The sequence below is a fragment of the Sphingomonas hengshuiensis genome (genome assembly GCF_000935025.1).
GTDB classification, from domain to species: domain Bacteria; phylum Pseudomonadota; class Alphaproteobacteria; order Sphingomonadales; family Sphingomonadaceae; genus Sphingomonas; species Sphingomonas hengshuiensis.
The window spans coordinates 2,619,787-2,645,075 of record NZ_CP010836.1 but is presented as its reverse complement, the minus strand read 5'-3'; the positions used below and the strand labels follow the sequence as shown (position 1 = coordinate 2,645,075).

The 25,289-nt window shown below is 67.1% G+C and carries 36 protein-coding genes, 2 tRNA genes and 1 pseudogene; 18 read left to right on the top strand and 21 right to left on the bottom strand.

Translation table 11 applies throughout. The features are described 5' to 3' along the window. Positions 1–31: 31 nt before the first annotated feature. Positions 32–108, top strand: a tRNA-His gene (locus tag TS85_RS11680). Positions 109–132: 24 nt separating this feature from the next. Next, on the top strand, positions 133–1,185 hold the full coding sequence (locus TS85_RS11675) for a Glu/Leu/Phe/Val family dehydrogenase (RefSeq protein WP_044332316.1): 1,053 nt from the start codon (positions 133–135) through the stop codon (positions 1,183–1,185). 103 nt (positions 1,186–1,288) lie between these two features. Here TS85_RS11675 and TS85_RS11670 read toward each other — a convergent pair whose 3' ends face one another. Continuing rightward, on the bottom strand, positions 1,289–3,364 hold the full coding sequence (locus TS85_RS11670; protein WP_044332313.1) for a catalase: 2,076 nt from the start codon (positions 3,362–3,364) through the stop codon (positions 1,289–1,291). A gap of 173 nt (positions 3,365–3,537) precedes the next feature. Here TS85_RS11670 and ccmC point away from each other — a divergent pair, with 173 nt between their 5' ends. The 7 genes from ccmC to TS85_RS11640 are packed head-to-tail and all read left to right on the top strand — an operon-like array spanning position 3,538 to position 8,379. Further along, on the top strand, positions 3,538–4,263 hold the full coding sequence (ccmC, locus tag TS85_RS11665; RefSeq protein WP_044332306.1) for a heme ABC transporter permease CcmC: 726 nt from the start codon (positions 3,538–3,540) through the stop codon (positions 4,261–4,263). Continuing rightward, complete coding sequence (gene ccmD, locus TS85_RS25415) at positions 4,260–4,391, top strand: heme exporter protein CcmD (RefSeq protein ID WP_155006388.1); 132 nt, start codon at positions 4,260–4,262, stop codon at positions 4,389–4,391. Before ccmC ends, ccmD begins: the two co-directional genes overlap by 4 nt. Beyond that, entirely contained in the window at positions 4,388–4,822 is a 435-nt protein-coding gene (gene ccmE, locus TS85_RS11660; RefSeq protein WP_044332303.1) for a cytochrome c maturation protein CcmE, read from the top strand. The genes ccmD and ccmE overlap by 4 nt, the downstream gene beginning before the upstream one ends. After that, positions 4,819–6,762: a heme lyase CcmF/NrfE family subunit gene (locus tag TS85_RS11655; protein WP_044332299.1), complete on the top strand. Its 1,944-nt coding sequence runs from the start codon at positions 4,819–4,821 to the stop codon at positions 6,760–6,762. The genes ccmE and TS85_RS11655 overlap by 4 nt, the downstream gene beginning before the upstream one ends. Continuing rightward, complete coding sequence (locus tag TS85_RS11650; RefSeq protein ID WP_044332297.1) at positions 6,759–7,283, top strand: DsbE family thiol:disulfide interchange protein; 525 nt, start codon at positions 6,759–6,761, stop codon at positions 7,281–7,283. The genes TS85_RS11655 and TS85_RS11650 overlap by 4 nt, the downstream gene beginning before the upstream one ends. 29 nt (positions 7,284–7,312) lie before the next feature. After that, complete coding sequence (locus TS85_RS11645) at positions 7,313–7,705, top strand: cytochrome c-type biogenesis protein (protein WP_044336194.1); 393 nt, start codon at positions 7,313–7,315, stop codon at positions 7,703–7,705. Next, a complete protein-coding gene (locus tag TS85_RS11640; RefSeq protein ID WP_044332295.1) occupies positions 7,705–8,379 on the top strand; it encodes a tetratricopeptide repeat protein in 675 nt (224 codons plus the stop codon). The genes TS85_RS11645 and TS85_RS11640 overlap by 1 nt, the downstream gene beginning before the upstream one ends. 38 nt (positions 8,380–8,417) lie before the next feature. Here TS85_RS11640 and ald read toward each other — a convergent pair whose 3' ends face one another. After that, on the bottom strand, positions 8,418–9,524 hold the full coding sequence (gene ald / locus TS85_RS11635; protein ID WP_044332293.1) for an alanine dehydrogenase: 1,107 nt from the start codon (positions 9,522–9,524) through the stop codon (positions 8,418–8,420). Positions 9,525–9,655: 131 nt separating this feature from the next. Here ald and TS85_RS11630 point away from each other — a divergent pair, with 131 nt between their 5' ends. The 4 genes from TS85_RS11630 to TS85_RS11615 all read left to right on the top strand — a co-directional run bounded on the left by TS85_RS11630 (position 9,656) and on the right by TS85_RS11615 (position 12,857). Then, positions 9,656–10,129 (top strand): Lrp/AsnC family transcriptional regulator, encoded by a 474-nt coding sequence (locus tag TS85_RS11630; protein ID WP_044332291.1) that lies wholly within the window; start codon positions 9,656–9,658, stop codon positions 10,127–10,129. Between the two features lie 172 nt (positions 10,130–10,301). Then, positions 10,302–12,224, top strand: coding sequence for a potassium transporter Kup (locus tag TS85_RS11625; protein ID WP_044332290.1), 1,923 nt, complete (start codon positions 10,302–10,304; stop codon positions 12,222–12,224). Then, the gene (locus tag TS85_RS11620) at positions 12,221–12,730 is read left to right on the top strand and encodes a 2'-5' RNA ligase family protein (protein WP_044332289.1); all 510 of its coding nucleotides are present in this window, start codon (positions 12,221–12,223) and stop codon (positions 12,728–12,730) included. The genes TS85_RS11625 and TS85_RS11620 overlap by 4 nt, the downstream gene beginning before the upstream one ends. A gap of 53 nt (positions 12,731–12,783) precedes the next feature. Further along, positions 12,784–12,857, top strand: a tRNA-Met gene (locus TS85_RS11615). Here the strand turns inward: TS85_RS11615 and TS85_RS26430 are convergent. From TS85_RS26430 to TS85_RS25765, 18 genes and pseudogenes are all read right to left on the bottom strand, one after another. Continuing rightward, positions 12,817–14,445: a recombinase family protein gene (locus TS85_RS26430; RefSeq protein ID WP_077228832.1), complete on the bottom strand. Its 1,629-nt coding sequence runs from the start codon at positions 14,443–14,445 to the stop codon at positions 12,817–12,819. The genes TS85_RS11615 and TS85_RS26430 overlap by 41 nt on opposite strands. 50 nt (positions 14,446–14,495) lie before the next feature. Further along, positions 14,496–14,786 carry a hypothetical protein gene (locus TS85_RS11600; RefSeq protein ID WP_044332286.1) on the bottom strand — a complete coding sequence of 97 codons (291 nt, stop codon included), beginning with the start codon at positions 14,784–14,786 and terminating at the stop codon, positions 14,496–14,498. Between the two features lie 332 nt (positions 14,787–15,118). Next, positions 15,119–15,529, bottom strand: a complete 411-nt coding sequence (locus TS85_RS11595) for a hypothetical protein (RefSeq protein WP_227698458.1) — start codon at positions 15,527–15,529, stop codon at positions 15,119–15,121. Continuing rightward, a complete protein-coding gene (locus TS85_RS11590; protein ID WP_044332285.1) occupies positions 15,526–16,764 on the bottom strand; it encodes a phosphoadenosine phosphosulfate reductase domain-containing protein in 1,239 nt (412 codons plus the stop codon). The genes TS85_RS11595 and TS85_RS11590 overlap by 4 nt, the downstream gene beginning before the upstream one ends. Further along, the gene (locus TS85_RS24120; protein WP_052507870.1) at positions 16,764–17,273 is read right to left on the bottom strand and encodes a hypothetical protein; all 510 of its coding nucleotides are present in this window, start codon (positions 17,271–17,273) and stop codon (positions 16,764–16,766) included. The genes TS85_RS11590 and TS85_RS24120 overlap by 1 nt, the downstream gene beginning before the upstream one ends. A gap of 10 nt (positions 17,274–17,283) precedes the next feature. Further along, positions 17,284–18,060, bottom strand: coding sequence for a hypothetical protein (locus tag TS85_RS26115; protein ID WP_044332284.1), 777 nt, complete (start codon positions 18,058–18,060; stop codon positions 17,284–17,286). 106 nt (positions 18,061–18,166) lie between these two features. Then, positions 18,167–18,673: pseudogene (locus tag TS85_RS26425) on the bottom strand (DNA cytosine methyltransferase); the annotation flags it as partial. 1 nt (position 18,674) lies between these two features. Next, positions 18,675–18,932, bottom strand: coding sequence for a hypothetical protein (locus TS85_RS24675; RefSeq protein WP_077228576.1), 258 nt, complete (start codon positions 18,930–18,932; stop codon positions 18,675–18,677). A gap of 138 nt (positions 18,933–19,070) precedes the next feature. Then, the gene (locus TS85_RS11570) at positions 19,071–19,346 is read right to left on the bottom strand and encodes a hypothetical protein (protein ID WP_044332282.1); all 276 of its coding nucleotides are present in this window, start codon (positions 19,344–19,346) and stop codon (positions 19,071–19,073) included. Beyond that, a complete protein-coding gene (locus TS85_RS26420) occupies positions 19,343–19,786 on the bottom strand; it encodes a DUF4326 domain-containing protein (protein WP_077228575.1) in 444 nt (147 codons plus the stop codon). The genes TS85_RS11570 and TS85_RS26420 overlap by 4 nt, the downstream gene beginning before the upstream one ends. Then, complete coding sequence (locus TS85_RS25930) at positions 19,783–20,151, bottom strand: hypothetical protein (protein WP_077228574.1); 369 nt, start codon at positions 20,149–20,151, stop codon at positions 19,783–19,785. The genes TS85_RS26420 and TS85_RS25930 overlap by 4 nt, the downstream gene beginning before the upstream one ends. Continuing rightward, on the bottom strand, positions 20,139–20,405 hold the full coding sequence (locus TS85_RS11560) for a DUF6948 domain-containing protein (RefSeq protein WP_155006387.1): 267 nt from the start codon (positions 20,403–20,405) through the stop codon (positions 20,139–20,141). The genes TS85_RS25930 and TS85_RS11560 overlap by 13 nt, the downstream gene beginning before the upstream one ends. 63 nt (positions 20,406–20,468) lie before the next feature. Next, complete coding sequence (locus TS85_RS11555) at positions 20,469–20,747, bottom strand: hypothetical protein (RefSeq protein ID WP_044332280.1); 279 nt, start codon at positions 20,745–20,747, stop codon at positions 20,469–20,471. After that, entirely contained in the window at positions 20,747–20,884 is a 138-nt protein-coding gene (locus TS85_RS25410) for a hypothetical protein (protein WP_155006386.1), read from the bottom strand. Before TS85_RS25410 ends, TS85_RS11555 begins: the two co-directional genes overlap by 1 nt. Further along, positions 20,881–21,006, bottom strand: a complete 126-nt coding sequence (locus tag TS85_RS26250; protein ID WP_265102091.1) for a hypothetical protein — start codon at positions 21,004–21,006, stop codon at positions 20,881–20,883. The genes TS85_RS25410 and TS85_RS26250 overlap by 4 nt, the downstream gene beginning before the upstream one ends. Then, positions 21,003–21,275, bottom strand: a complete 273-nt coding sequence (locus TS85_RS11550) for a hypothetical protein (protein WP_044332279.1) — start codon at positions 21,273–21,275, stop codon at positions 21,003–21,005. Before TS85_RS11550 ends, TS85_RS26250 begins: the two co-directional genes overlap by 4 nt. A gap of 92 nt (positions 21,276–21,367) precedes the next feature. Then, positions 21,368–22,093, bottom strand: a complete 726-nt coding sequence (locus TS85_RS11545; protein ID WP_162184716.1) for a tellurite resistance TerB family protein — start codon at positions 22,091–22,093, stop codon at positions 21,368–21,370. A gap of 79 nt (positions 22,094–22,172) precedes the next feature. Beyond that, complete coding sequence (locus TS85_RS25765; RefSeq protein WP_044332277.1) at positions 22,173–22,460, bottom strand: helix-turn-helix domain-containing protein; 288 nt, start codon at positions 22,458–22,460, stop codon at positions 22,173–22,175. Between the two features lie 103 nt (positions 22,461–22,563). Here TS85_RS25765 and TS85_RS26415 point away from each other — a divergent pair, with 103 nt between their 5' ends. After that, positions 22,564–23,151, top strand: coding sequence for a helix-turn-helix domain-containing protein (locus TS85_RS26415; RefSeq protein ID WP_077228831.1), 588 nt, complete (start codon positions 22,564–22,566; stop codon positions 23,149–23,151). On the opposite strand, the gene TS85_RS25760 is transcribed toward TS85_RS26415, so the two are convergent. Next, positions 23,055–23,336, bottom strand: coding sequence for a hypothetical protein (locus tag TS85_RS25760; protein WP_052507869.1), 282 nt, complete (start codon positions 23,334–23,336; stop codon positions 23,055–23,057). The genes TS85_RS26415 and TS85_RS25760 overlap by 97 nt on opposite strands. 52 nt (positions 23,337–23,388) lie before the next feature. On the opposite strand from TS85_RS25760, the gene TS85_RS11535 reads away from it, so the two are divergent. The 4 genes from TS85_RS11535 (at position 23,389) to TS85_RS11525 (ending at position 25,275) form a co-directional block, all read left to right on the top strand. Beyond that, positions 23,389–23,856 carry a phage regulatory CII family protein gene (locus TS85_RS11535; protein ID WP_044332276.1) on the top strand — a complete coding sequence of 156 codons (468 nt, stop codon included), beginning with the start codon at positions 23,389–23,391 and terminating at the stop codon, positions 23,854–23,856. A gap of 63 nt (positions 23,857–23,919) precedes the next feature. Continuing rightward, the gene (locus TS85_RS26245; RefSeq protein WP_265102090.1) at positions 23,920–24,054 is read left to right on the top strand and encodes a hypothetical protein; all 135 of its coding nucleotides are present in this window, start codon (positions 23,920–23,922) and stop codon (positions 24,052–24,054) included. A gap of 67 nt (positions 24,055–24,121) precedes the next feature. Continuing rightward, complete coding sequence (locus TS85_RS11530; protein ID WP_044332274.1) at positions 24,122–24,463, top strand: hypothetical protein; 342 nt, start codon at positions 24,122–24,124, stop codon at positions 24,461–24,463. Between the two features lie 236 nt (positions 24,464–24,699). Further along, complete coding sequence (locus TS85_RS11525; RefSeq protein WP_044332273.1) at positions 24,700–25,275, top strand: hypothetical protein; 576 nt, start codon at positions 24,700–24,702, stop codon at positions 25,273–25,275. Positions 25,276–25,289 lie beyond the last annotated feature (14 nt).

Sequence of the window (25,289 nt, the reverse complement as noted above, 5' to 3'; positions counted from 1 at the left end):
GTTTGCCGCGGTTAAGCGGCCAACCTCCACGGCGATCGTAGTTCAATTGGTTAGAGCGTCGGCTTGTGATGCCGGATGTTGCGGGTTCAAGTCCCGTCGGTCGCCCCAGTTTCTCCACAGCGCGGACCCGCCATGCTCACCGACTGGGGTTTCCCCGATTTCGACGACCATGAGGGCGTCCACCTGTTCTCCGACCGCGCATCGGGGCTGAGCGCGATCATCGCGATCCATTCCAGCGCGCTGGGGCCTGCGGCCGGGGGTGTGCGCTTCTGGCACTATGCCGATCACCGCGCCGCGATCACCGACGCGCTGCGGTTGTCGCGGGGCATGAGCTACAAGAACGCGATGGCCAATTTGCCGATGGGCGGGGGCAAGGGCGTCGTGCTGGCCGACCGGCCGGGCTCGGAGATCACCACCGCGCAGCTCGAGGCATTTGGGCGCGCGGTCGAGTCGCTTGGCGGGCGCTATGTCACTGCCGAGGATGTCGGCATGTCCGAAGCGCGGATGAAGGTCGTCGCGACGCAGACGCGCCACGTCTCCGGCCTGCCGGTCGCGGCGGGCAGCGCGGGCGGCGATCCGGGGCCGGTGACCGCGCGCGGCGTCTATCTGGGCGTCAAGGCGGCGGCCAAGCGCGGGCTGGGCGCCGACTCGATGGCGGGGGTGCGCGTTGCGATCCAGGGCGTTGGGTCGGTCGGTGGCGGGCTGGCCCGGCTGCTCGCGGCGGATGGCGCGAAGCTGGTGCTGGCCGACGTGAATGCCGAGCGCGCCAAGGCGCTGGCGTCCGAACTGGGTGCCGAAGCGGTTGACGCGGGCGCGATCGCTACGCTCGACACCGATATTTTCAGCCCCAACGCGCTCGGCGCGATCCTCACCGAGACCTCGATTCCCGCGCTTGGGTGCAAGGTCGTGGCGGGCGGCGCGAACAACCAGCTTGCGACGCGTGCGGACGGCAAGCGCCTTCAGGAGCGCGGCATCCTGTACGCGCCGGATTATGTGATCAACGCGGGCGGGATCATCAATGTCGGGCTCGAATATCTGGGGCAGGGCGACCGCGCCGAAGTCGACGCGCGGGTCAATCGCATCCCTGACCGCCTGATCGAAGTGTGGGACGAGAGCGACCGCACCGGCGACCCGCAAAGCGATGTCGCGGACCGGATCGCGCAAAGGTTGATCGGGCGGGGTTGATCCGGCTCGGATGAAGAAAAGGGGCGGGCAGGGAGTACCTGTCCGCCCCTTTTGCATTCTTAATCCCCCTTCCGCTTGCGGGAGGGGAGCGATTGCGGATGGCTTACGGCAGCATCCGCACGCCGGGCTCGCGATCCCAGAAGCGCTTCGCAGCCGCGTCGATGAAGCCGTCGTCCAGCCCGGTCACGCCTGCGTCCGCCTCGACGCCAGCCTTATCGAGCAACGGCTTGGCCGCGTCGCTAGCACCGATCGCCTTGAGGTGGCCAAAGGCGTCCATCACGAATTGCACTGCCGCCGCTTCCTTGAGCAGCATCGCCGTTCCCTCAGCCGACAGCGACACCGCGATCGCGTCCGCCAGCACCGAGGGATAGCCCGCAAGCTGGGCATCCGCCTTGAGCAACGATCCGTCCGACAGCTTCGCGCCGCCGATCTTGGGCGCGACGATCACCGCGCGGGCACCCGCGCCTTCGATCGCGCCGATCAGTGCCTTCGTCGCATCGGCGTCCGAGCCATCGGCGACGAGCACTGCGATCGAGCGGCCCTCGATGTCCTCGGGCTCGAGCGGCCCCTCGATGATCCGCAGCGCGGGGGACAGGTCGAGATCCTGCACCGGCGCCGCAGTCTCCGATGCCTTGGGCAGCGGCATGTTCAGACCGTCGGCCACGCGCGCGGCGAGGTCGGGATCGACATTGACGAGGTTGGACAGGACGCGCGTGCGGACATGCTCCAGCCCGACCTTCGACAGTTCGAACACCAGCGCGAAGGCGACATGCGCCTGTTCGGGTTCGGCGAGCGAGCGGAAGAACATCCGTGCCTGACTATAGTGATCCGCGAAGCTTTCGGGGCGGATGCGCAGCTTGTCGCCCTGTTCCTGCTCGGCGGCGCGACCGGGATGCGTGGTGAAGCCCTTGACCGGGCATTCGCGCGGCCCGGCTTCCTCGCCCGCCTGCGACAGGCTGTTGGGCTCGTAATTCGCGCGGCCCTTGGGCACCGCCATCTGCATATGGCCGTCGCGCTGGAAGTTCATCACCGGGCATTTGGGCGCGTTGATCGGGATCTGGTGGAAGTTGGTCGAGCCCAGCCGCTTGAGCTGGGTATCGAGATACGAGAATAGCCGGCCCTGGAGCAGCGGGTCGTTGCTGAAATCGATGCCGGGGACGATGTTCGCCGGGCAATAGGCGACCTGTTCGGTCTCGGCGAAGAAATTGTCCGGGTTGCGATCGAGGACCATCCGACCGATCGGGCGCACCGGCAGCAGTTCCTCGGGAATGATCTTGGTCGAATCGAGCACGTCATAGGGCAGGCTGTCGGCAAACTCTTCGTCGAATGCCTGGATGCCCAGCTCCCATTCGGGGAAGTCGCCCATGTCGATCGCCTCGAACAAGTCGCGGCGGTGGTAATCGGGGTCGGCGCCGGCGATCTTGACCGCTTCGTCCCAGCAGGTCGACTGGACGCCCTGTTTGGGCTTCCAGTGGAACTTGACGAAGGTCGACTGACCCTCGGCATTGACCAGCCGGAAGGTGTGGATGCCGAAGCCCTGCATCGTGCGCAGCGAGCGCGGGATGGTGCGATCGGACATTGCCCACATGATCATATGGGTCGATTCGGGCATCAGGCCGATAAAGTCCCAGAAGGTGTCATGCGCCGACGCCGCCTGCGGATAGCCCTTGTCCGCCTCCATCTTCACCGAATGGATCAGGTCGGGAAATTTGATCGCATCCTGGATGAAGAACACCGGGATATTGTTGCCGACCAGATCCCAATTGCCATCCTGGGTGTAGAACTTGACCGCGAAGCCGCGCACGTCGCGCGGGGTATCGACCGAACCGGCGCCGCCCGCGACGGTGGAGAAGCGCGTGAAGACCGGGGTGCGCTTGCCCGCTTCGCTGAACAAGTCGGCGCTGGTGAGGTCCGACAGGTCCTCATAGGATTCGAAATAGCCATGCGCCGCCGAACCGCGCGCATGGACGATCCGCTCCGGGATACGCTCGTGGTCGAAGTGGAAGATCTTCTCGCGCAGCACGAAATCTTCGAGCAGCACCGGGCCGCGTGCGCCGGCCTTCAACTGGTTCTGGTTGTCGGAGACGGGGATACCCTGATTGGTGGTCAGCCGCTCTGCCGTCGCTGTCTGATGCGTTTCGCCGCCGTTGCCGGTGGTGAAGTCGTTGTCTTTAGCCATGTCGCCGCTCCTGGAGTTTGCTGCTCAACGGATCGCGCGGTGCTTGGGTCCGCACAATTATACGAGGGTGCAGGCACGCCCTCTTACGCGCGCTGCGGGCAGGTCCGTTCCTGTGGCATCTACTTAACGGGGGGCGATGGATTCCGGTGAAGAACCCGGCTAACCTCTTTGCCGTGGCCGTTCTTCATGCCCTTGCGAATCCTGCGCGGTTTCTGAAAATCGCGAAGCCGTTGACGCCGATCCTGTTCTGGCTCGGCGCGGCGCTGGCGCTGTTCGGCGCCTGGGCCGGGCTGACGCTGACGCCGCCCGACTATCTCCAGAAGGAGACGGTGCGCATCCTGTACATCCACGTTCCCGCCGCCTGGCTGGGGATGGGGGGATGGACGGCGCTCGCGGCATCGAGCCTGGGCTATCTGATCTGGCGGCATCCGCTGGCCAGCATCGCCGCGCGCGCGATCGCGCCCGCAGGGGCAGTGTTTGCAGCGATCTGCCTGGTGACCGGGTCGATCTGGGGCCGGCCCACCTGGGGGACGTGGTGGGAATGGGATGGGCGGCTGACGTCGATGCTGCTGCTGTTCTTCATCTACATCGCCTATATCGCGCTTGCCCGCGCCGATGCCGATCGCGGCGGCGACGGGCGCGTGCCCGCGCTGTTTGGCGTGGCGGGATCGGTGCTGTTGCCGATCATCCGCTATTCGGTGGTGTGGTGGAACACGCTGCATCAGGGGCAGAGCATCGGGCTGACCAGTTCGAGCATCGACGGATCGATGCTATGGCCTTTGTTCTTCACGCTGGGTGGCTTTTCGTTGCTGTTCGGCGGCGTCGTGCTGATGCGGATGCGCGCGGCGCTTGCGGTGCAGAAGGTCGAGGCGCGGATGAAGCGGATGGCGGGGCGATGAACCATTGGGCATTCGTGACGGCGGCCTATCTGGTGACGCTTATCGGCACCGGCGGGCTAGCGGCGGCAAGCTGGGTGGCGATGCGCCGGGCCGAGGCCGCCGCCGAATCGCTGCGGCGCGACCGATGAAGGCCAAGCATCAGCGGCTCGTGCTGGGCCTGCTCGCGCTCGCCGCGATCGGTGGCGCGTCGGGGCTGGCGCTGTCGGCGTTGCAGGATCAGGCCGCGTTCTTCTACGCGCCCGGCGACGTGCAGGGTAAGCCCGTGCCGCTGGACAAGGCGGTGCGGCTGGGCGGGATGGTCGAGACCGGATCGCTGGTCCGCAAGCCCGACGGCGTCTCGGTCGCCTTCGCGGTCACCGACGGCAAGGCGCGCGTGCCGGTGGCGTTTCGCGGGGTAACGCCCGACCTGTTCAAGGAAGGATCGGGCGTTGTCGCCGAAGGCCGGTTCAACCCCGACGGCAGCTTCACCGCCGACAATCTGCTCGCCAAGCATGACGAGCGCTACATGCCCCCGCAAGTCGCGGGCAAGATGCACAAGAGCGAGACGCTGAAGCAATGATCGCCGAGGCAGGGCTCGCCGCACTTTGGCTCGCGGCGGCATTCGCGCTGGTCCAGGTTCTGCTCGCCTGGGGCGCGGCGCGGGAAGCGGTGGAGGGCAAGGGCGATCAGTTGATGATCGCGCTCCGCCGCACGACCCTGGTCCAGGGGCTGCTCGCGGTGCTGTCGTTCGGGCTGCTCATCCTGTTGTTCGTGCGCAGCGACATGTCGGTCGTGCTGGTCGTCGAGAACAGCCATTCGCTCAAGCCGCTGATGTACAAGATCGCCGGCGCCTGGGGAAACCATGAAGGGTCGATGCTGCTGTGGGTCACGGTGCTGGCCGCAGCGGGGGCGGGGGTAGCGCTGTTCGAGCGCCAGCTTGCCGCCGCGACGCTGGCCGCGACCTTGGGTGCGCAGGCGGCGATCGGGCTGGGCTTTTATGCGTTTCTCGCCTTTGCCTCCAACCCGTTCGTGCGACTCGATCCGGCGGCGGCGGACGGGCAGGGGCTGAACCCGCTGCTCCAGGACCCCGGCCTCGCCTTCCACCCGCCGACGCTCTATCTCGGCTATGTCGGGCTGTCGGTCGCGTTCAGCTTCGCAGTCGGCGCGCTGCTGATGCGCGACGTGGGGCCGTCCTTTGCCAAGGCGATGCGACCCTGGGTGCTGGCGGCTTGGATTTTCCTGACCATCGGGATCACGGCGGGGAGCTATTGGGCCTATTACGAGCTGGGCTGGGGCGGCTGGTGGTTCTGGGACCCCGTCGAGAACGCTTCGCTGATGCCGTGGCTGGCGGCGACGGCTCTGCTCCATTCGGTGACGGTGCTGGCGACGCGCGACGGCCTGCGCGCCTGGACGCTGATGCTGGCGGTGGTCGCGTTTTCGATGTCGATGATCGGCACTTTCCTGGTCCGGTCGGGCATCCTCGTCAGCGTCCATGCCTTTGCCGTCGATCCGACGCGGGGCACGTTCATCCTGGCATTGCTCGGCATCTATATCGGCGGCGCGCTCGCGCTGTTCGGGTTGCGCGTGGGCAAGGTGACGCAGGGTTCGACCTTCCAGCTCGTCAGCCGCGAGGGCGCGCTGGTGCTCAACAATTTGCTGCTGAGCGTGATCCTCGGCGTGGTGTTCATCGGCACGCTGTATCCGCTGGTGGCGCAGGCGATGGACGTCCAGCTTTCGATCGGCGCGCCGTTCTTCAACAAGGCGATTGCCCCGGTCGCGCTCGCGCTGGTCGCGGCGACGGCGGTGGGGCCTTTGCTCAAATGGCGGCGCGACAGTGCCAATGCGCTGCTCGGCAAGCTGCTGGCACCGGCGGCGGCGGCGGGGCTGGCCTTTGCGCTGCTGTTCGCCTTTACCGGCAGCGCGCATCTGGTGCCGATCCTCGGCATCGCCTTCGCAGCGGGGCTCGCGGTCGCCAGTATCCTGCCGCTCGCGCGCCGCAACCTGCGCCGCACCCCGATCCATATCTGGGGGATGGTGATCGCGCATCTGGGCGTCGCGGTGAGCATCGCAGGCATGGCGGCGGACACCGCGTTCAAGGTCGAGCGGCTGGCGGCGGTCAGCGTCGGCGGGAATGTCACCGTCGGGCCGTTCCGAGTGACGCTGGAGGAGATCCGCCCGACGCTTGGGCCGAACTGGTCCGCGCTGGAGGCACGGCTGAAGGTGCAGCGGGGCAACACCGCGCCATTCGAACTGCTACCGCAACAGCGTTTCTTCAGCGCGCCGCCGACCACGACCAACGAAGCGGCGATCACGACTTTGCTCGATGGGCAGCTCTACACCGTGCTGGGGCAGGGCGACGAGCAGGGGCGGTGGCAGCTCCGGCTGTGGTGGAAGCCGTTCGTCACGCTGATCTGGCTGGGCGGCGGGCTGATCGCGCTGGGCGGGGCGCTGGCGCTGGTCGGGCGCGTGCGCCGCGAACTGCGCGAGCGGCGGGACGCCGCCGAGGCGGAACATCTATGAGGCGCTTGCTGATCTGGGCGCCGCTGGCGCTGTTCGCGCTGGTCTTTGCGCTGGTGACGAGCGGGCTGGTCAAGCCGGGCGACCGGATGATCCACTCCGCAATGGTCGGCAAACCGCTGCCCGCGCTGCAAATGCCCGCGCTGCTGCCGGGCAGACCGGGGATCGACGCCGCCGCGATGCGCGGCAAGCCGCGGCTGCTCAACGTCTTTGCAAGCTGGTGCATCCCGTGCATCGCCGAGGCGCCCGAATTGATGAAGCTGCGCCAGGCGGGGGTAGAGATCGACGCGATCGCGATCCGCGATACGCCAGAGGCGGTCCAGCAATTCCTGCGGCAGCATGGCGATCCCTATACAAGGATCGGCGACGACAAGGCGAGCGCGGCGCAACTCGCGCTGGGATCGTCGGGGGTGCCCGAGACCTTTGTGATCGATGCGCGCGGGACGATCGCCTTTCAGCATATCGGGCCGATCCGCCCGGAGGACGTGCCGGTGCTGCTGGCGCAACTGGAGAAGGCGAAGTGAGCCGCGTCGCCGCGCTGTCCGGGGCCGCGATGGTTTCGGCGCTGCTCGCTGGCGCGCCCGCGCTGGCGGATTCGAGTCGCCCCCCGGCGCCGCTCGCCTATACCCAGCTCGCCGATCCGGCCAAGGAAGCGCGGGCCAAGGCGCTGATGGATACGCTGCGCTGCCTGGTCTGCCAGGGCCAGTCGATCGCCGACAGCGACGCGGAGATGGCGGGCGACATGCGCGCGCTGGTCCGCGAGCGCGTCGAGGCAGGCGAGCAGCCCGAGGCGATCCGGGCGTGGCTCGTCCAGCGCTATGGCGATTACGTGACCTATGATCCGCCGTTCAGCTGGGTAACCGCGCCCTTGTGGATCGCGCCGCTCGCGCTGCTGGCCCTGGGGATCGTGCTGGCACGGCGCACCTTCGGCAGGGAGCGCGATTGATGGGCTGGCTGTTGTTCGCGGGGCTCGCGCTGGGCGCTGCACTGCTGCTGTGGCTGACGGGGTTCCCGCGCCGGCTGTGGACGGTCGCTGCGACCGCGCTGGTGCTGGGGGCGGCGGGCTATGCGTGGCAGGGCTCGCCGGGGATGGCCGGGCACCCGGTCGCTGCGGTCGACAAGCCGGGCGAAGTCGACCCGTCGCTCGTCGCGCTGCGCGAGGCGATGTTCGGGCGCTACAATTTCAACTACAGCTATTTCATGGCCGCGGACTCGATGACGCGGGTAGGATCGCCCAGCGCGGCGGTGAAGGTGATGATCGGCGGGGTGCGCAAATCGCCGAAGGACGCCGCGCTGTGGACCGGGCTCGGGCTCGTGCTCGAGGAGAATGACGGGATGCAGGTTTCGCCCGCGTCCAAATTCGCGTTCGACCGCGCCGTCGCCTTGTGGCCCAACCATCCCGGGCCCGAATTCTTCTATGGTCTGGCCTATATCCGCGAAGGCAAGTTCGCCGAGGCACGGCCGCATTGGGCGCGTGCGGTGGCGCTGGCCCCGGAAAAGGCGAGCTATCGCGAGGAACTGGTGGTGCGGCTGTTCCTGCTCGACAAGTTCGTGGAGGCGATGGCGACGCAGCGCGGGCCGGAGGATGCGCCCGCCCCGTCCGCCCCGCCGGCGCCGTAGGTATCAAGGGGGCAGCCGTGGCCGCCCCCTGGAAGCGTTCAGCCCGCCCAGGCTTCGAAGGGCAGGTCCAGCGCTTCGGCGACCGCGGCATGGCGGATCTTGCCGCCTGAGACGTTGAGGCCGTTGGCAAGGTGCGCATCGGACTGCATCGCCGCCTCGGCGCCGAGATTGGCGAGCTTGAGCACGAACGGGAGCGTCGCGTTGTTGAGCGCGAATGCCGAGGTGCGCGCCACTGCGCCGGGCATGTTGGCGACGCAGTAATGGATCACGCCGTCGACCTCATAGACCGGGTTGTCGTGCGTGGTCGCGTGGCTGGTCTCGAAACAGCCGCCCTGGTCGATCGCGATGTCGACGAGCACGCTGCCGCGCATCATCGTGCCCAGCATCTCGCGCGTCACCAGCTTGGGCGCCGCCGCGCCGGGGACGAGCACCGCGCCGATCACGAGCTGCGCGCGGGTCACTGCCTCGGCGATTGCGGCCTTGCTGGCATAGGCGGTCTTGATCTGGCTGCCGAAATGCAAGTCGAGTTCGGCGAGGCGATCATTGTTGATGTCATAGATCGTGACATCGGCGCGCTGGCCGACTGCCATCTGCGCGGCGTTGACGCCCGCGACACCGCCGCCGAGAATCGCGACCTTGCACGGCGCGACTCCGGGGACGCCACCGAGTAACTCGCCGCGACCGCCCTGTTCCTTCTCCAGATAATGCGCGCCGACCTGGATCGACATGCGCCCCGCGACTTCGGACATCGGCTTCAGCAGCGGCAGCGCGCCCGACCGCGACGTGACGGTTTCATAGGCGATGCACGTCGCGCCCGACGCGATCAGCCCTTCGGCCTGCGGCTTGTCGGCGGCGAGGTGGAGATAGGTGAAGAGCAGGTGGCGCGGCTCGAGCAGCGCGATTTCCTGCGGCTGGGGCTCCTTGACCTTCACGATCATGTCGGCGCCCGCGAAGACCGAAGCTGCATCGGGGGCGATCGTCGCGCCGACCGCGGTATAGGCCGAATCGGCGAAGTCGATGCCGCTGCCCGCCTGGGTTTCGACGAGCACCTGGTGCCCCGCGGCCACCAGCTCGGCGACCGAGGCGGGGGTGAGCCCGACGCGATATTCGTGATTCTTGATTTCCTTGGGGACACCGACGCGCATGGTCACGACTCCGATTGAGAAGGGCGGAGCGTAACCGAATAGCCCCGGCGAAATCTCTGCAAAGATTTGCTCCGCAGCGTCGGTCAGTGCATGGATTGTTGGATGTGGTGCGAAATATCGGGAATTCATGCATGATCGATCGAATCGACACTGCTATCCTCAAGCTTCTTGCTGCCGATGCGCGCGCAGCCGTGACGGTCGTCGCCGAACGCGTAGGCTTGTCGCAATCCGCCTGCACCCGGCGCATCCAGGCGCTGGAGGCGTCAGGGCATGTCACGGGCTATGGCGTGCGGCTGAGCCATCGCGAACTGGGGTTTCGCATCACGGCTTTGGTCGACATCACGCTTGGGACGCAGAAGGAAGAGGACCTCGCCAAGTTCGAGGCCGCAGTGGCGACGATCGACGGTGTGGTCGAATGCGCGCTGGTATCCGGGGGGCAGGATTACCGGCTCAAGATCCTGTCGCGCGACCTGGACGATTATGAGCGGCTGCACCGCGAACATCTCGGCCGGTTGCCGGGCGTGGTGACGATCAACAGCAGCTTCGTGTTGCGCGCGGTGCCGACTCGGAGCGAAGCCGACGCGCTTTTCGGCGCAGGCGCGTAACCTTGCGGCATTGTATCGCTTCGGGGCAGGAGCGCGCATACGTACGTCGCCCCGTTGCTACCAATTGTTGCACGTGCTAACGGCCCGCCCACTCTGATGCAGACGAGAACACAGGTCGCATGACCAGGTCCGTTTCCTTCCCTTCGCGACGGTCGCGACTGTGACACCTCCCGTGAGCGGGGTTGCGGAAGCGCACCCGGCGGAGGACGAGCCGCACGGACCGCATGGCCATGGCCAGGACGGCCTGGTGAAGCTCGCGATCGGCGCGGTCGGGATCGTCTTTGGCGACATCGGCACCAGCCCGCTTTACGCGTTCCGCGAGACCTTCGCGAACGAGCATCACGTCCTGCCTCTCGATACCCCGCACATCATGGGCGCGATCAGCCTGATGTTCTGGTCGATGATGGCGGTGGTGACGCTCAAATATGTCACGATCATCATGCGCGCCGACAACAAGGGCGAGGGCGGCAGCCTGGCGCTGCTCGCGCTGATTTCGGGGCGCGCGGGACAGAAGCGCTGGACCGCCGGCATCGTGCTGCTGGGCGTGTTCGCGACGGCGCTATTCTATGGCGATTCGATGATCACCCCGGCGGTGTCGGTGCTTTCGGCGGTCGAGGGCCTCGCGGTGGCCGCGCCGTCCTTCTCCGGGCTGGTGGTGCCGATCGCGGTCGTGATCCTGGTCATGCTCTTTTCGATCCAGAGCACCGGGACGGCGCGTGTCGGGCTGTTCTTCGGGCCGATCATGCTGCTGTACTTCCTGACGATCGGGACGCTGGGCGTTCTCAGCATCGTGCATGAGCCCGGCATCCTGTGGTCGCTCGACCCGCGGCATGCGATCGAATTCTTCGCGCTCAATCCGTTGCCGGCCTTCCTTGCGCTTGGGTCGATCGTGCTGGCGGTGACGGGCGCCGAGGCACTATACGCCGATATGGGGCATTTCGGCCGCAATCCGATCCGCGTGTCGTGGCTGTTCTTCGTGCTGCCCGCGCTGATCCTCAATTATATGGGGCAGGGCGCGCTGTTGATGCGCGAGGGGAGCGCGGCGCTGGAGAGCCCGTTCTACATGCTCGCGCCCGATTCGTTCCAGTTCCCGCTGGTGATCCTGGCGACGATGGCCGCGGTGATCGCGTCGCAGGCAGTGATCTCGGGCGCGTTCTCGGTCACGCAGCAGGCGATCCAGCTGGGCTTCATCCCGCGTCTGCGGATCGAGCATACCAGCGCGTCGACGGCGGGGCAGATCTATATCCCGCTGATCAACTGGGCGCTGATGATCATGGTCATCGTGCTGGTGCTGTCGTTCAAGAGCTCGTCGAACCTGACTGCGGCCTATGGCATCGCGGTGACGGGGGCGATGCTGATCGACAATTGCCTGCTCGCGGTGGTGCTGTTCACGCTGTGGAAGTGGAAGAAGCGCTATGCGATCCCGCTGCTCGCGGTGTTCTTCCTCGTCGACGGGGCTTATTTCGCCGCGAACATGACCAAGGTTCCTGACGGCGGCTGGTTCCCACTGCTGGTCGGGTTCATCATCTTCACGCTGCTCACGACCTGGTCGAAGGGGCGCAAGCTGATGATCGAGCGACTGCGCGAGAGCGCGATGCCGATCCGCATCTTCATCGAATCGGCCGCGAACGCCGCGACTCGGGTGCCGGGGACGGCGGTGTTCATGACCTCGACCGCGGACGGCGTTCCGCACGCGCTGCTCCACAACCTCAAGCACAACAAGGTGCTCCACGAGCGCGTCATCCTGCTGACCGTCAAGATCAAGGACGTGCCCTATGTCAGCGACGCCGACCGGATGAAGATCGAGGATCTGGGCAAGGGCTTCCACCGCATGATCCTGGGCTATGGCTTCATGCAGGAGGCCGATGTCCCCGCCGCGCTCAAGCAGGTCAATGCGTGCGGCGCCGAGTTCAAGATGATGGAGACCAGCTTCTTCCTCGCCCGCCAGACGCTGCTGCCGTCGTCGCGGCCGGGGATGATGATCTGGCGCGAAAAGCTGTTCGCGTGGATGCTGCGCAACGCCGAAAGCGCGATGGAGTTTTTCCGCCTGCCCACCAATCGCGTGGTCGAGCTGGGGAGCCAGGTCGAGATTTGAGCGCACCCGCGCCGCTCATCGTCACGGCGCTGTTCGGGCGGCAGGACCAGGCGTGGTTCGATGCGATGCGCCGCGAACATTATCCCGCCGAGCGCAACCAGCTTGCCGCGCATCTGACGCTGTTCCACCACCTCCCGCCCTCGGTCGCGGAGGAACTGAAGCACCGACTGGCGCAGGAGACGCGCGGGCTGCGCGCGCCGCAGGCCCGAATCACCGGGCTGATCTCGCTGGGGCGCGGCGTCGCCTACCGGATCGAATCGCCCGAGCTGGAGGCGATCCGGGCGCGGCTGGTCGATGCCTTTGCCGGGCTGCTGACCCCGCAGGACGCCGGGCGGTGGCGCCCGCACATCACCGTCCAGAACAAGGTCACGCCGTCGCTCGCTAAGGTCGTTCTCGGCGCTCTGTCGCGGGATTTCCGGCCGCGCCCGGTCGCATTGGCGGGGCTGGCGAGCTGGTGGTATCGCGGTGGGCCGTGGGAAGCGCATTCGCGGCACTTGTTCGCTTGACCGCCGCGCGGACGGGACCTATGTGCCGCCCTCGCCTGACGGCGGCCCGGTAGGGCGGAGTAGCTCAGTTGGTTAGAGCACGGGAATCATAATCCTGGGGTCGGGGGTTCAAGTCCCTCCTCCGCTACCGGTAATCCCCCCGAAACGGCGCGCAGTGCCGGTGGGGGTAGCAGTAGGCTGTTGAGCCTGCCCTGCACCTCTATCTCGATACCGCCGTCCGCGCCGCGGCGCAGGGTGACGGTTTCGACCAGCTCGCGGATCGCGGCGGCGGCGTCGTGTTCGCCGAGGTCGATCGCCTTGCCGAGCGATTCGGACAGGCGCTCGAGCTGCTGCGCGTATCGGGCGAGGGCCTGGGGGTGGAGCGTCACCACGTTCGCGGGCTGTTCGGCGTCGGCGAGGCGGGCGCGGAGATCGACTTCCTCGGTCATCAACTGCTTTGCCCGCGCGTCGAGCCGGGCGGGGTCGCCCACGCCCTTTATCAGCCAATCGGTGACCCTGTCGGCCTCTTTGCCGATCGCGGCCAGGCGGCGCTCCAGATCGGCGCGGTGGGCGATCGTATCGGCGGCGAGGCGCTGGCGCTCCGCGTGATAGGCGCGGGCATATTCGGCGATCAGGCGGGGATCGCGCATTTCGCGTTTCAGGCCGTCCAGCACCGCGCGTTCGACCGTGTCGAGATAATAGCTGCGCGGATCGGGGCAGTCGCCGCGTTCGCGGTGGCCCGAACAGCGGATGCGCGTGCGCCCGCTCTTGTCGCTGCCCATCGCCGCCATGCCCGCGCCACAGGCGCCGCAGCGGAGCAGGCCCGAGAGGGGGCGGCGCGGGCGGCGGCTCTGCCATGGTTTGGTGGCGGCACGCGCGGACAGCCTGTCTCGGACCTGTTGCCATAGCGGCTCTGGGACGATCGCCATGTCGGGCAGGGCGGTGGTGCTGCGCTGGCCATCGGCATTGGGGCGGGACAGGCGGCGGCCCGAATCGGGATCGCGGACCATGCGGACGCGGTTCCACACCAGACGGCCCGCATAGATTTCGTTGTTGAGTATGCCGATCCCGCGCGCGGGCGAGCCGTTGATGGTCGAGGCATTCCACTTGCCGCCGCCGGGCGCGGGCACGCCTTCTGCATTGAGCGCCCCGGCGATGGCGCGCGCATTATGCCCGGCGACGAAATCGGCGCAGATGCGGCGGATGACGGCGGCCTGATCCTCGACGATTCGGCGCTTGCCGGGTTCGCCGGGGACCGGGGCATAGCCATAGGGCAGGCCGCCGGGGGACAGGCCGGCGCGCGCCCGCCCTTCCTGGCCGCGCCTGATCTTGTGCGCGTTATCCTCGCGATAAAGCTGGCCGATCAGGCCGCGCAGCCCGACCAGCACGGTATTGACGGCGCCTTCGTGCACCGCGCGGATCTGCACCCCCTGAAAAGTCAGGCGTTTGTGGATGCCCGCCAGATCCTCCATGTCGCGCGACAGGCGATCGAGCGCCTCCACCAGCACCACGTCGATCGCGCCCTCGCGCGCCTGCGCCAACAGCGCCTGCAGCCCGTCGCGCCCCATGGTGGACCCGCCCGAGCGCGCGCGATCGGCGTGGACCGCGACGACGGCCAGCCCTTCGCGCTGCGCATAGGCGCGGCAGAGCGCGACCTGATCGTCTATCGAGCGATCGTGCTGAAGCTCGGTTGAGAATCGGGCGTAGATGGCGGTGCGGGGCTGGGGGCTGGGCATCGCGCGTCAGGGTGCGCGTTGGGGCGGGGGCTGGTCAATGGTGGCTACACTCACCCCACCGGCTCCTTGGCGATGAGGGAGAGGATGGCAAGCCGCGCAATGTTCAGCCCTGCGAAGTTTTGCTGTGACTGGTTAACACCAATCTGCTGCACCTTCTCCGCCGCCTCTCTCAGCGCCTGTTCGCGATTCGCCGCAAGCACCTTGGCAAGCGCGCCCGGCGGGCACTGTAGGCGCGGATTGCCCCATACCAGCACCTCGGACATGTCGTGCGGTAGCCCGTGTTCTGCCAACAGTGTCAGCGCTGCCACGAGGGATTCCCTCGCCTGCTGTTCGTCAACCATGGTGGGGGTCCTTTCGAGGGCGCGGCTTGTACGTTTCCAGTGCGGCCTTGCGCTTCGCCACCATATCGCAGCGCTCGTCATCGCCGAAGTACATCGACCCACAGGACGATGCAGTCAGCAGGCCGGCACACCACCCGCAGGATCGGTGCTTCAGGAAGCGACGCTCTCCCGGCGTCATAGCTTTCATGTCGCCAGTCATATCCCGTCCTTTCCTCTGGCGGCGACCGTCGCCGCGTGATCCTCCCGCGCCGCTGCACGCGCCAGCGCCCGGACGAGGCGCAGGATCGCTTCGTCCATGGCTGGCGGGGGTGGGGCGGCGCGGGGTTTGGGCATCAGCGCAGGGGCTCGTAGCCAAGCTTCAGCCGCAGCAGCATGTATTGCGCCCAGGGCATCCGTCCGGCCTCGCGATCCTCGTCGCGGTAGTTGCGCAGGAGGGTGTTGTAGGCGTTGCGCGTGACGCGCCCGGCCTCGCGCAGTTCGGGCGCGCCCTGGGTGCCGTTGCGCGTGACGCGCGCGGCCATGCCGAGGGGCGTCAGCACCCGACCGCGTGCGGTGGCGCGGTTGTTCCAGGCCGCATTGTGCTGCGGGGTGCAGAAGAGCTGATTGCGCACCTTGGGCTCGAACAGCTTCAGGCACTCAGGGCAGGGGCGTGGCGCCCATCCGCCCTCCTGCTGCCCCGGAAGGCGGTTATGGCCCTTCCCGGCGCTCTGAGAGCAGCCTTGTAACAAGGGGGGATTGGTCATGATCCCACCAGGTCACGAAAGAGGATCGGCTGTACCGTGCCGTCGCCGTACACGGCATCGAGCCACGCGGTGGCGCTGGGTTCGTCACCATCCCACTTTGCCGGGAACGTCCGGGCGGCGATCAGCTGGCGGATCAGCACCTCTTCCTCGGCATTGATAAGATCGATGCCGCGCTCTGGAGTGCCGGCGGCTACGGCACCCGCGCAGACCCGCGCCTGAATATCCAATATTTGAGACAGCGCGGTCGTGCGCGCCTTCAGCGTGAGCGGGCCCATGCGCTGCGGGTTCTTCGCGATCGAACCATCTTTGAGGCGCTCGACGCCGGATTTGCGAAGGCGCTGCGCCGGCTTGCGCATCCACCGGTAGATCGGGCGCAATTCGAGCAACGGGGACAGGTGCCGCCATCCCTCGGTCTCGACGATGACAGCAAGTGCATTATCCTCGCTGGCGAGCGGACAGCCCGTGCAGCCCGTGCGCGCGTTGACTTCGGTGGCATCGTCGCCGCCATAGGCGTCCGCCAAAATGGCGGTAGGCCAGCCTCCGAATTCCGGCGCAGGGGCAAAGACCTTCAGCCAATCCCAGACGGTGCACACTCCCCAGTGGAGTAGGGGCGCGAGCGTGGCTGTGCGCCCGCGTAGGCCCGCTGCCTCGGGCAGTACCTGCTGATACCAGCCTTGACCGCATTCGGCGCCGTCCTTCGAACACGACATGCGGATGCGGCCATCGCGGATCGCGCTTTCGCCCTCCCGCACGCCAGTGATCGTCAGAAGTGATCCGGGGATGGACGCCAAAACCTCCGTCATGGCGGCGATCATCGGTTCGACCTTGATCTGACGTGTGCACCACCGCAGCGTGTTGTTGTTGGGCGGCGGCACCCCTCGCCCGAGAATATACGGCATGAACCGCTTTTCGATCGGTGCGCGCACGACGATCACCTCGATCCAGTTCCGCTCGCGCAGCTTGGCCATTATCAGCTCTGCCGAAGCCTGGATCGGCGGCAGTTCCTGTCGTGTGTCCGCGTACAAGACGTACAGCCGCTCAGGCTGCGGCAGCTCGCCGATGTCGATAAAGTGGATCAGCAGCGTCAGAGCCGCGGTGCTGTCTTTGCCGCCCGACCATGCGACGGCGATATGTTCGTGACGGTCCCAATAGGCGCGCAGAGAGGCGAGGGTTAGCTCAACGGCGTCCGCATGCACCATGCGCGCGCCGCCAGCGAAGAGGTTGTCGATCGCCATTATAGCAGCGCCGTCTGTGCGGGGCGGAAGGCACGCGGCGCCGGTTGCGGGGCGGGCGGTTGCACAGGCGCCGGGGCCGGGCTCGCGGCCATCGCGCGCGCCTGCAGGTTCGCCGCGTGGACGTGGAGAATCCACGGCAGATCATGGCCTGGCATGCACGGGCGGTGGTTCCATTCCAGCGCGACGACCGCGGCGAGGCGGATGGCGAGGGCGGTATTGTCCGGGCGGGATGCCGCCAGAGTCGACAGGACCTCGCGCGCCTTTGCCAGATCGGCGCGCATTTCGGCGTGGGTCGCGGATAGGGCGGGCACGGGCTCGCGGCGCACGACGGCGCGCCACAGGGCGACGATCGCGGCCATGATCCGCGCGCGATCGTCCGCCGCCGCCGGCGGCAGCTTGCCCGCCGCGACCAGATCGGGATCGCGGGCGAGGCGATCGGCAAGCAATTGCTCCGCCGTCGCGGCGATGCCGGGCCAGTCGGTGGCGTAGGTGGGGCGGGCGGGGATCATGCTATGCTGCTCAAAACAGCTCGCCCTGCTTGTCCCCGCTCCCGCGCCTCGCAGTGTCGAGCGTCGAGATGAACCCACGCATCCCATGCAGCCACTGGGTCAACCCCGTTTCCGAGCAGTCGAATGCGCTCCACCCGGTTGGCCAGCGCATCAGCAATTCCGCGAACCATGGATTGAGCTGCCGCCTTGGTTGCCGGGTCCATGTCCCGCGCCATCCCGCCGCGCCGCCCGATCGCATCGACCATCGGCGCAAGACCGAGATTTCGGCGAGCAATTGCCCAGAGATCGAACCGTCCGAGGGCAGGGGCGAGAAGGGGATAGGAGTCAAGGATTGCTGCCCAGGCCGCGTCCTCTGGTCCTGGAGCGACGATTGGGAGGCCTCCAGCGCGACCCGCTCCAAAGGGCGCCCCTTCTTGCCCCAAAGTTCGTCGCTGGATTTCTGCGAGCTGCCGCTGCGATAGTCGCGCGTCATCGGCGCCGGCCACATCCTCGCGGCCATCGCCAGATCGACGCCGGCGCCATTGCCGGTCGCGCTCCCATGCCTGTCCTTCAAGCGCCGCTGCCGTGCCGCGAAGGTATCCGGTGAGGTCCGGTCTCCCGTCATCATCACCGTAGGTGCTGGCCAGTTCGACACCTCGCGGCTCAGATTGCGTCCCTGTGTCGAATGCAGATCTGCACCCGGCCTTCGCCCGTCGTGCGCAGTCGGCGCCGACCAGGCGCGCGCTTGGTTGGCGAGCATCACCTGATGCGTCGTTGGCGATGCCTTGCGGCCATCGTCCGATGCCATGGGTGTCCGCCAGTTCGTCGCCAACCCCTCCAGCGTCGGGCGCTCCTTCGCCGGGTCGCCATGGTCGCGGGAATACCCCCCCCTCGACACTCTCGTCGTCGGCCATGACGAAGAGTCGATCGCGCCCTTGGGAATTTCCAGTTTTGCCCGAGCTGAATATTCCCGCCTCAACGCGATAGCCCATTGCTTCCAATGCCGGGACGAGGGCGGCGAGCTGTCCGTCCGCGTTCCCCGGCACGTTCTCGCGCAAGAGACGGAGAGGCCGGCACTCGGCGACGACGCGGAGTACCTGTTCGATGAGGAAACGATCGTCGTCGGCGCCTCCGCGCTTTCCGGCGACGCTGTTGGGCTGGCATGGATCGCCGGAAGCGACGCAATGAACGCGGCCACGCCACGGTCGAGCATCGAAGGTTCCGAGGTCAGACCAGACAGGCGCGGGAGCCAGGTCGCCCGCTTCCATGCGCGTAACCAGAAGCGCGGCGGCGGCTGCTTCCCTCTCCACGTAAGCGATGCCGCGCGCTCCAGGCATGGCAAGCTTGATGCCGAGTCCAAGCCCTCCGCCGCCGGCGCAGAGTTCGATGACGTTCCAGAGAGAGGGGGGACGTATAGCCATGTCACCAGTTCACCCCGGCGCGGCCATGGCGGCAGCCGAGGTCGCCGCGGGTGCCGCAGCGGGGGCAGGGATCGCGATCGATGCGCGGGGGCAGGGCTTCCCGAGGGACGGCGACTGCGCTGCGCAGATAGCGGCGCGGGGGTGCGTCGGGGGCTGGCGGCGGCGGGGGTGCGGTGCGTTGGCCGGTGACGGCGATATGGATGATGCGCCCGCCGCCGGCGGTTGCCTGAATGCGGATCAGGCGGCGATCGGCGAGCATCCGCGTCGCGCGGTTCAGCGTGCTGATGTCGCTGATCCCGGTCCTGTCGGCCAGCTCGAAATTGCTGGGGCAGACTTCGCCGCGATCGGCGATGTCGCGGAGGGCGCGATAGACGGTGACCGCCGTGGGACGCAGGGTTTAGAGGCGTTCGGCCTCGTCGCGGGCGGACAGGCTGGCGCGCGGGCCTTTGCCGCCGCTGGGTTGGGGCGGCGCGACAGGGCGCCCGGCGAGCAGATCCTCGACGCGGGCGATGGTTTCGAGGGTGGGTGTGCTGACCTTGCGCAACATGCCGAGCCATGCGTTGGGAGATTTCGACAGCGGGGCGGCGAAGGCGCGGATCGTCTGGCCGCGCTGTGCCGCCGCCTGGGCGACCGCGAGGGCGAGGATTTCGCCTGTGGTGGGGGCCGTGCTCACGCGGCCAAGTCCATGTGCATCTGGTTGACCACCCGCAGAAGCGTGTCCGCATGGCACCATGCGGAGGTGAGCGGGCACCAGCATTGCAAGTCCCGTCGTCTGAGGGATTGCAGGCGCGGTATGAGCGATGCGCGCCATCTTGCGAGTGCGTTGATTTCGTTTTCACTGAACCCGGCGCACCGAATGACATGGGGGCTGAGGTCGCCTGCCAGCCAAGAGCGATAGAGAATCACGCTTCGGGCATGTCCGATGCGTGGGCGGTCGCTGAACGGGTTGCCCCAGATAGTCGGGCGTCCGACGTACACAGCGCCTGGCGGCGTGGAAGCGTTGCGCCTCCGCGTGCGGTGGAAACGAACAGGCTGTTGGTCGGGCGATCGGGCATTGATCGGAGGGGCGGAACGCCCCTCCGATCCTGTCGCTCGGGAAAAGGACTGGCTCATTTGTAAGAGCCTCCATTCCCGTCGCCGTCGCCGTCGCCGTAGCCGTAGCCGTAGCCGTCGCCGTAGCCGTCGCCGTAGCCGTAGCCGTAGCCGTCGCCGTAGCCGTAGCCGTCGCCGTCGCCGTAGCCGTCGCCGTCGCCGTAGCCGTCGCCGTAGCCGTCGCCGTAGCCGTCGCCGTAGCCGTCGCCGAGCTGGGCGGCCTGCAGCACGTACTGATGCTGGTTTTCGGGAACCAGCGTCAGAACTTCGCTGACAGGCATGGCTGCGGCGATTTTCGCCGCATGGCGCTGCACCAGGGTGCCGACGCCATCGGTACAGGCACCGCCGAGACGCACAACGTCATCGGCAGTGATCAGCTGTTCCATGCAGCCCATGCCTCCTCGGTAACCGCGAACAGGGCGGTGATGTCGTGGAGCATCGGAATGTCAGCAGGGGCACTGATCTTGCTGCTCGACGTCGGCCCGGTTTCGGCAAGCTGCATGAGCCCGCGAGTCGTGCCGAAGCGAATGGCCATTCGAGCGTTCTTGAGGGGCATTGCCTTGACGCTCAGGTCCTGATCGTCGGCGATTTCGCCCGCGAACACGCCACGGTGAGCAGTCGTTACCAATACGCGCTTCATCTTCATCTCCATGATGCCAAGGGGTTTGCTCCAGGCGATGGCACCGCTCGCCTGGGGATAGGATCACCCCGCCGCCTGCGACCCATCGCGATCACCGGTCAGCGCGGCGATGCGGGTGTAGGGGTTGGGGGTGGCCGCGTCGGGCTTGCGGCCCAGCAGGCGGACGATGTCGCTGCCGAGCTGCTTTGCGATGCGGGTGAGGTGCAGGCGGCGGGCGGCGGCGTAGCGTTGGCGCAGGGCGGTGGGGATGTCGCGCCAGCAAGCGGCACAGACGATATGCCCCCGATCGCGCGGCGCATCGCAGCCCTTGCGCTTGCAGATTAACGGGCGGCGCGCGGGCATCAGAGGTTGTGCCCGATGGTGAGCACGAGGAACCCCGTGAAGCATGCCAGCGCGATGGCGATCAGCGCATAGAAGACCCACTGCGCGGCCGGGCCGAGCAGGAAGGCGTCGATGCGGCGGCGGGTTTCGGGGCTCATGCGCCCAGTCCGATCGCGCGGGCGACGGTGTAGAGCAGCGCCCATGCGGCGACGCCCCCCACGGTGCCGCCGAGCAGGCCGAACAGCGCGGCGCGGCGGACGTATTTGGTCGGGCCGATCATGGCTGCGCCGCCATGATCACGGTCATGACCGCAGTGACGACGCCGCCGGTGACGAGCCCGATCGCGAAGGCGCGCAGGCCGGTGGGGGCCGGATCGGTGGCGAAGGGCGGGTTGCGGTCTCCGGCGATATGCACCCGGCAGAAGCGCTGGTTGCGCGTCAGGGGCTCGTCGCGGCGGGCAGCGGGGAGGGCGAGGAATGCCGCGAGGGCGCGGGTCTTACCCTGGGGCAGCGCGCCTGGGCCGTGGGGGGAAGGGGAATGCAGGGACATGGTCGCCTCCGTTGGTTCGGAGGCGATAGTTGCCTAATAGGAAACTAGCTTGTCAAGCAGAATGTTTCCTTCAAGGAAACCGCAGGCGAGCGCTAGTTGCCCGATAGATAGCTTTCGACCTGATTTCCCCAGTAGAATTCTTCGTCGGTGACGACGCCGTCGGCCTCGATCACGGCGGCTATATGCTTGCGGATCGTATTGCGGAGAGTGCGGCGCTCCGCGGCGCGGAGAAGGGCACCGTAGAAAATCTCCGAATCGGGACGGAGTTTGGCGGCGTGGGCGATGATGTCGTCGATCGGAATGTCTTGGCGAAACCCGCTGTGCAGCCAGAAGGTCTCTACGAAACTGTCGATCGCCGCCTGTTCCATCGGGTGCCAGTGCTTGTCGCAGCGGGCGACGAACACCAGGATGTTCAGCCCGGCGATGATGTCGGCGTAATCCCGTGGGGAGAGACCCCAGTGCAGGGGCGCGGCCTGGCGGAGCATAACCGGGTTCCCGCCGAGGATAGAGCCGATATTCAGGACCTCGCCGGTTTCGATGTCGTAATAGGTTTCGATCCGGTCGCACCGAAACAGGCGGTGGCTGCGACGTTCATGGCAGAAGGCCCGCAGATATTCCGTGCCGGCGTTGTTCTCCAAGCGGACGCAGGTGATCCGCCGCGTGCTGTCGCGCCCTTTCGAATCGGCATAATCGATGATGCACGTGAACCCGCTGATGCTGGTCGCCGGCGCGGGTGGCTCGCGGGAGTCGGGCGTTTCTTCCTCTTCGAAATCCTCCGGAACGTTGGCCTTGAATTCCGGCGGCTCGCCCGGCGCCACGCTATGGCCGCGAACGGTGTTCCAGATATCGATCAGTGCCATCGGCCCCTCCCCTGTCGCCCTGCCCCCAGGGCGTTCTCTACTCCGGCCTGAAGGGCATCCTGCCCTCGGCCGCCAGTTTGTATGCGCTGTATTCGAACTCGCGGATTGCGCGCGCCCGTTCGGGCCGCATGAGCAATTCATAGGGCTCTATGCCGAGCGCGACCGCCAGAGCGTTGAGCGTTTCGCGCGTGTAATTCGAGCCGCCGTTGACCAGTTTGCTGAGCTTGCTCTTCTGCCACTGCGTTCGGTCGAGAAGGTCTTTCTGGCGCATCTTTTTGTCGGCGATCCACTCGCGCAAAAACCAGTTCGGCTGCCCCTCGGTCATGGTTGCATTGTAAGAAACGCACAATTTCAGGTCGTTACAGAAATGAGAAACCGCGAGGCGATGAGGGCTTGACAGAAAGTTTCCTATAGAGAAACTTAGGGGCATGAAGACCGCACCCCTTTTGATACGCTCGATACGCGATGAGCGCGGCCAATCGCTGGACGAACTTGCCGCTGCCATCGGTGTTGGAAGCCGGGGCTATATGAGCCGCATCGAGAATGGAAAGGTGCAGTGCTCGCCCCGCATCGCGCTGGCCATCGAGCAATGGTCGGGCGGCAGGATTCCTGCCGAACAGTTGAGCGCCGATGTCGCGCTTGTCGTTGCAGCTCGCTCATTGTCGCGGCCCATAGAGGATTGCGCTGTTCACAACTCCGTAAATACCCCTAGCCCCGAGGGCACGTCACCGGGAAAACCCGGCGAAGTTTCCCCCGGTCTCTCCGCGATCCGTCTCCAGTCGCTCCCGTCCTCCCGGCGACTGTGGCCAAAGGGGAGGGCGGCGTATCGGCCCTCCCCGAAGGACTGGACGCATGACGACGCGCCGCCCGAAAATCACCGTCGGCGTGGATGTCGGGCGCGACGGCGTGACGGTGTGTGTCAGTGCACCTGTTGCCGCGCAAGTTCCGCCGTCTTCAGCAGCATCAGCCCAAGCGCCTCTGCCGCCTGTGGTGTCAATGTCATTTGCAGATCCTGATAGTCACCGCGTGCCAGCGCTTCCGGACTTTCGAACGTTTCGATTCGAAGGAAGCAAAGTCCGTGCGCTGTCAGTGTGCGGGATCCGTGATGTTGATGCAGCACGGGTTTTCCAGTCGCGTCTAGACGCCACCCTTCGAAAAATTGCGACATCATCGCCTCCAGTTGCTTGTTTGCCGCCTGCAACTGTAGCCGAGGGGGAGGGCGACGAAAACGCCCTCCCCGAAGGGCGCGACGCATGACGCCCGCGCTGCGCCACCTGAAGCATCGCACGCGCATGCTGATCGAAGCGGTCGGCGGGCTGGATGCGGCGGCGACCTATACGCGGATCGGCAAGAGCGACCTGCAGCGTTGCTATTCGTTCGAGCATCCCGACCGTTTCCTGGCGATTGACGTCGCCGTCGACCTGGAGCGGGTGGCGGCGGACCGCGAGGGCGCTCCGCACCTGATCGGGGCGGTGTGCGACATGATCGGCGGTGCGTTTGCGGCGTTGCCCGCCGGGGTGCCGTGCGACGGCGACCTGATCGGATCGGTCGGCAGCGTGGCGCGCGAGGCGGCGGACGTGACGCAGGCGATCTGTGCCGCGATTGCCGATGGGCCGATGAGCGAGGCGCGGATCGATGCGATCCGTATCGAGATCGCCCAGGCGCATGCCGCGCTGGCGGTGGTGGACCTGCAATTGCAGATGCGGCGGGGGCGGGCATGATCCGCGAGACCCCTTACGCGATCATGACGCCGGGCGCGTTCCGTGTCGAAGGATGACCGCGACATGGATGTGATCGCGGAGGCCGTGAGCCTGGGAAAGACGCTGTCCGCCGCAGCGAAAGCGGCGAACATTTCGGTTTTTCGCGCGCAGGCGCTGTGGGCGCGGATTTGCGCGCGGTTGGGGAGCCAGGCGATATGATCCGCGAGACTTCGCACGCCATCGGCGCGCTGGCGGTGCTGGACCTGCAATTGCAGATGCGGCGGGGGTGGGCATCGTGACCCTGCCGCGCGAATCCGTCGTGGCCGCGGTGGCGGAGATCGAAGCGGCTGCAGGCTATGCGCATCCGGCGAATGACGGGGCGCATCGGCTTGGCTGGTGGATTGCCGAGGATTCGATGCCCGTGGTTCGGGCAGTGCGCATTGCCGCAGCGATCGAAACGGGCACTGCGTTCGTCGAGCGATTGCTCCTTGGCGGCGTGGTTCCCGAGGCATTCGAGGCGACGGCGATCGCGGAAGTTACCAAGGGCGCGGTGCAGCCGGGCGACTGGTGGCGCGGTGGGCCGCTGCGCTGGTGCGAGCAGCCGCTGCCCCGGCCCGAGGGGCATTGAGCGATGATGCGTCGTCAACCGGCACTGGTGGGGTGATCGCCATGGGGGGCATTACACAGGATGCTGGCGCAGTGGCGCCGATCAACAAGATTGGCGCCGGTCGAAGCGGCGGGCGCCATGCCGGGGGCGGTTCCCGCGCGTCCGGCGTCGGCGAAGGGGCGGCAGTGCCCAGCCCCCCCGAGCACAGGCCCGACCCCGAGCCTGTTGCCGTCCCTTCGCCGGCACCTCTTTTCACGGTGTCCGAGGCGGCACCCGCCGCGCATCGCCCGATCGATGCCGAGGAACCGCTGGCCGGGATGGCGGGCGAGTTCCTGGCATCGGGGCATGCGCTGACGAGCTGGGCGATGCAGGCCGGGCCGGGGCGGGTGTGCATTTATGCGCGGGTGCCCCGGTTGGGGCGCGGCGGCGTGGGCGAACGGGCGCGGCAGTTGCACGCGATGGGGCTGGTCAAGATGCTGGCGCAGCGTCCGCGCGGAGATGGGCTGTTCGATTATCGCGCGGAGCGGACGGCGTTGCCGTTCGGGCAGGCGACGGCGCCGCCCGATGCGCATGGCCTGCGCGCCGAGGCGCGGTTGCTGTTCGACCTGTTGCAGGACCTGGCCGACAAAGGCGAGCGATGCCCGAGCGACCGCGATCTGGCGGCGATGCTGGGGTTCAAGCGGAGCGAGATGGCGAACCGCCAGATGGGCGAGCTGCACCGGCGCGCGCTGATCCGCAGCGTTCTGGTGGGGCTGCCCATGGGTGGCACCGTGCGGGTGGTGACGATCGTCGGCAGCGGGTGTTCGACCTGGTCGCCGCAGGGCGAGGCGTGATGGCGGCGGTGCAG